Here is a 4,678-nt window from a genome sequence, read left to right as displayed (position 1 = left end):
CGGGCCGGGCGCGCGCGGTGGCGCGGCCCGGCCCGCGCGTCACGGCGTCAGCTCACCGTGACGGCGAGGTCGTCGAGGACGAACGACGTCTGCAGGGACGAGTCCTCGGTGCCGTTGAACTTCAGGGTCACCGTCTGGCCGGCGAACGACGAGAGGCTGTACGTCTTCTGGACGTAGCCCGACGCCTTGTTCAGGTTCGACAGGGTGGCCAGGGTGCTCGAGCCGGCGGTCACCGTCAGCTTGTCGTAGGCGACGGAGGTCGTGGTCTCGGCCGTGTCGATGTGCACCCAGAACGTGAGGGTCGCGGTGCAGCCGGCCGGGATCGTCACCGACTGCGACACCGACTCGGTGTGGGTCGAGCCGTAGCCGAGCAGCCAGGCGCTGTAGGTGCCGGTGCGGGCGGCCTGGCCCTGGCTCGCCCACTGGCCGATCGCGCCGGTCGTGCCGGTCCACGAGGCCGCGCCCGACTCGAAGCCGGGGTTCGCGAGCAGCTGGCCGCTGCAGGTGCCGCCGCCACCGCCGGTGACCGTGAACGTGAACGTCGCGCTGCCGGTGGCGCCGGTCGTGTCGCGCGCCGTCACCGTCGTCGTGGACGAGCCGGCCGTGGTCGGGGTGCCCGAGATGAGGCCGGTGCTCGTGTTGATGCTCAGCCCGGCCGGCAGGCCGGTCGCCGAGTAGGTCAGGGTCTGGCCGCTGCCCGACGACGACGCCTGGATCTGCAGCGACTTCGCGGTGCCGACGGTCGCCGTCTGGCTGCCCGGGTTGGTGACGGTGACGGTGTTGCCGCTGCCCGGGGGCTTGGTGAGCAGGCAGCCGGCGAGGGTCAGGTCGATCGCCCGGCCGGAGTTGAGGCAGGTGGTGAACCAGTAGGTCTGCTCACCGTAGGACTGGCCCTGGCGGACGGTGACGTTGCCGTTGGCGTCCACCTCGCACGGGTTGTTCAGCGTGCAGCTCTGCCCGTCGTCGTTGCCGGTGTTGTTGATGCCGACGATCTGGTTGTCCGACGACCGGATGATCGGCGAGCCGGAGGTGCCATGGGTGGTCTGGCATCCGGTGTCGTACCGGATGGAGTCGTGCCACGTCCACTGGTCCTCACGCAGGGTCGGCACGAAGCCGTTGATCGAGCAGGTCCAGACCTGCTTCCAGTAGCTCGACGGGATCGTCATCGCGGTGCCGTCGGCCGGGCGGGCCGAGGCGATGGTGAGCGCCGTGGTGCTGTACTTGGTCCTGATCGACGCGAAGGTCTCGTTGAGCCGGTAGAGGGCCACGTCGGTGTTCGTCATCGTGGCGTAGAGCAGCAGGTCCGCCCGCACGGTGCCGAGCGCGTTGCCGGTGTTGCCGAGCAGCGTGCCGGTCCGGGAGCTGGCGCGGTTGACGTAGACCTGCCCGGCGTTGATGAACCCGTTCTCGTAGCAGTGGCCGTTGGTGAGCAGCATGGCCCGGTCGCTGTCGACCGAGCTGGGGTACCGCACCAGCGAGCCCGAGCAGTTGTTGAGGGCGATGGTGGCGGTCAGCCCGGTGACCTGGACCGCGTGGGCGGGGGCCGGACCGGCGACGACGCTCGCGGCGGCGGCGAGGATGGCCGCGCCGATGGCGAGTGCGCGTCTGTAGCGCATGGGGGAACCCTTTCTCCGGGGGTACGGGCGGCGCACGCCGGTGGGCACACTTCGCCGTCCGTCGATTGATGGCCACCATCACATCGACGGTCATGCACGTCAACGGCCCTCGACCCTTTGCCCTCCCCCATGAGTGGGCACCAGCATGGCGTGCTGGAGGTCGAGCTCGCGCTGGATGTGGTGCAGCGCCTCGGTGCCGAGCCGGCCCTCCCGGCGCATCCGCAGCAGGACCCGCCGCTGTACCTCGACCAGCTCCAGCGACGTCGCGCGCTCCACCGCCATCCGGTGCGCGTGGTCGGGGTCGCGCAGCTCGCCGACGTCGGCGGCGAGCTCGCGGCGGCGGTAGCGGTACACGTCCTCGAGCCGCTCGATCGTGCCCTCGTCGAGGCCGTCGCGCAGGACCAGCCGCTCCAGGTGGGCGAGCGCCGCCTCGGTCAGGACGAGCCGGGCCCGCGCCTCCTCCTCGGCCTCGGAGGTCGCGGCGCCGGCGCAGCCCACGCCGGTGACGCGGATGAGCATCGGCAGGGTCAGCCCGGGCACGACGAGGGTCAGCAGCACCACGCCGAACGTGGTGAGCACGACGACCTCGCGGTCCGGGAACGGCTCGCCGCCGGCGACGCTGGTCGGCAGGGCCAGCGCGATCGCCAGGGACACCGCGCCGCGCATGCCGCCCCAGGCGACGACGGCGCGCTCGGCCCGCGTGAGCATGTGCGGTACCAGGAAGAGCCAGGCGAACCGGGCCACCATCACGACGGCGGCCACCAGCGTGGCGACGGCCACGACGTCGATCGCCCGGTAGTCGGTCAGCGCCGCGAGCATCGGCCGCAGCTGCAGGCCGAGCAGCAGGAACAGCGCGCCGGTGAGCAGGTACACGATCATCTGCCAGACCGGCTTGCCGAGCAGCCGGCTGGCCGGGGTGGCGACCTGCGGGATCTTCCACCCGCAGTACAGGCCGCACAGCAGCGAGCCGAGCACGCCGGAGAAGCCGAGGTGCTCGGCCAGGTGGTAGGCGGCGTACGCGCCGAAGATGGTGACGCTCACCCCGATGATCGGGTCGGCCGCGCGGCCCCGCAGGAGCACGACGAACCAGCCGACGACGAGGCCGGCCAGGATGCCGCCGGCGGTGCCGACGGTGAACTGCTCCACGGCCCGGTCGAGGCGGAACGTGCCGGCGCCGGCCACGACCACCGCGACGGTCACCTTGAACAGGGCGAGGGCGGTGGCGTCGTTGAACAGCCCCTCGCCCTCCAGCACGGTGATGACCCGCCGGGGCACGCCGAGCCGGGTGGCGATCGCGGCCGCGGCGACCGGGTCGGTCGGCGACACGATCGCGCCGAGCGTCGCCGCGACCGGCCAGGGCAGGCCGCCCACGGTGTGCGCGACGACGGCGACCGCCGCCGCGGTGACGAGCACCAGCACGATGCAGAGCAGCGCGATCGCGGTGCCGTGGGCACGCAGGTCGCGCGGGGTCGTGTAGTAGCCGGCGTAGTACAGCAGCGGGGGCAGGAAGACCTGCAGCACCACTTCGGGCGACAGGTCCACCCCCGTCATGCCGGGGACGAAGCCGATCGCCATGCCGCCGAGCACCAGCAGGATCGGGTACGGCACCGCGATCCGGTGCGACAGCGCGACCAGGCCGATCGCTGCCAGCAGCAGCGCCAGCAGCGAAAACGCGGCACCGTTCATGGTCTACGAAACGGTACCCGGCTCACTCCTCGACCGCACCGCCGACGGCGCGCAGGTGGCGCCGGAAGGTGTACCCCGGGTCGGCGGCCCGCCGCGCCAGATAGCCGGCGAAGTCGGTCTGGTCGCGCAGGGTCTCCCCCGCCGCGATCCGCCGGGCCTGCTCGCGCTCGGTGGTGCGGATGGCGCGCGCGGCCCGCAGTACGACATCCGCATCCGACTCGGCGACGAACACCACCCCGTCGTCGTCCGCGAGGACCAGGTCGGCCGCGCTGACCAGGTGCGGGCCGAAGCGGGCGCTGGTCAGCGCGGCCGGCTCGCGCTCGTCGACGCGCACCGGGCCGGCCGGCAGCGTCCCGTAGCTGAACACCGGCACGCCGATCGCCACCAGCTCCGGCGTGTCCCGGTGCAGGCCCCAGACGACCAGGCCGGCCACCCCGGCGGCGGCCGCCTCCAGCACGGTCAGGTCGCCGACGCAGGCCTCGTCGGTGCGGCCGCCGTTGTCGACCACCAGCACGTCGCCGGGGCGGGCGCCGCCGAACGCCTCCAGGAACACGTCCACGCTGCCGTAGTGGCGGGCGGGCAGGACCCGGCCGGCGAGCCGCTGACCGGCGGTCACCGGAGCGACACCCGCCGGGGCGACCCGCAGCGGCACGCCGTTGCGCACGCAGGCGTCGGCGACGAGCGGGGTGGAGAGATCGTCGAAGTCGGTCACCGGCGCATCATCGCTCGGACTGCGGCGGTACCGGAGCGGCCAATCGCCGTCCGGTGGCCTTTCAGCCGAACATCTGGGCGAGCAGGCGGGCCGTGGGCCTGGCCTCGAGGTGCAGGCGGGCCACGTTGAGCCCGTCATCACCAAGGATGGCCATCAGCCGGTCGTTGTCGACCGCGTACACGGTGAAGTAGCCGCCCTCGCCCCGCATGGTCGCGTCGCGGAACGGGCTCTGCCCGAGCACGAGCGCCGTCTGCCGGCCGAGCCCGAACGTCGTCGCCGCGAGCGCGGCGAGGTCGTGGGGCTCCGCCGGTACCGGCAGGTCGTACGTGATGAGCAGGCCGTCGACGCCGGACAGGACGCTGCCGCGCACCCCGGGCACGCGCAGCCGCAGGTCGGCGAGCTGGCCCCGGGCGGCGCCGAGGCCGGCGTCGTCCGGGCCGGGCCGGGCCGCGATCCCCGCACCCTGGTACGGGCCGGCCGCGGGTCCGCCCTCCCGGCGTGGCAGGTAGCCGCTCGTCACAGCTCCAGGCCCGCTTCGATACCCTTGAGCTGGTGCCGCGCGAGGGCGAGGTTGGCCCGCGTCTTGGACAGCGCCAGGTAGAGGAACAGGCCCTGGCCGCCGCGGGACGACAGCGGGCGGATCAGGTGGTATTGCGAGTCGAGG

At 73.0% G+C, this 4,678-nt stretch carries 4 protein-coding genes; all 4 read right to left on the bottom strand.

Annotated features, from left to right (window positions below; genetic code table 11):
• Positions 1 to 47: 47 nt before the first annotated feature.
• Complete coding sequence (locus tag ABZS66_RS60430; RefSeq protein WP_354773849.1) at positions 48 to 1,616, bottom strand: putative Ig domain-containing protein; 1,569 nt, start codon at positions 1,614 to 1,616, stop codon at positions 48 to 50.
• Positions 1,617 to 1,715: 99 nt separating this feature from the next.
• Positions 1,716 to 3,302, bottom strand: coding sequence for a Na+/H+ antiporter (locus ABZS66_RS60425; protein ID WP_354773847.1), 1,587 nt, complete (start codon positions 3,300 to 3,302; stop codon positions 1,716 to 1,718).
• A gap of 22 nt (positions 3,303 to 3,324) precedes the next feature.
• A complete protein-coding gene (locus ABZS66_RS60420) occupies positions 3,325 to 4,014 on the bottom strand; it encodes an RraA family protein (RefSeq protein ID WP_354773845.1) in 690 nt (229 codons plus the stop codon).
• A gap of 61 nt (positions 4,015 to 4,075) precedes the next feature.
• Positions 4,076 to 4,534 carry a roadblock/LC7 domain-containing protein gene (locus tag ABZS66_RS60415; protein WP_354773843.1) on the bottom strand — a complete coding sequence of 153 codons (459 nt, stop codon included), beginning with the start codon at positions 4,532 to 4,534 and terminating at the stop codon, positions 4,076 to 4,078.
• Between the last annotated feature and the right edge of the window lie 144 nt (positions 4,535 to 4,678).

Origin of the sequence: Dactylosporangium sp. NPDC005572, from assembly GCF_040605515.1 — a bacterium.
Taxonomy (GTDB): domain Bacteria; phylum Actinomycetota; class Actinomycetes; order Mycobacteriales; family Micromonosporaceae; genus Dactylosporangium.
This window is presented reverse-complemented; position numbering and strand designations above follow the sequence as displayed.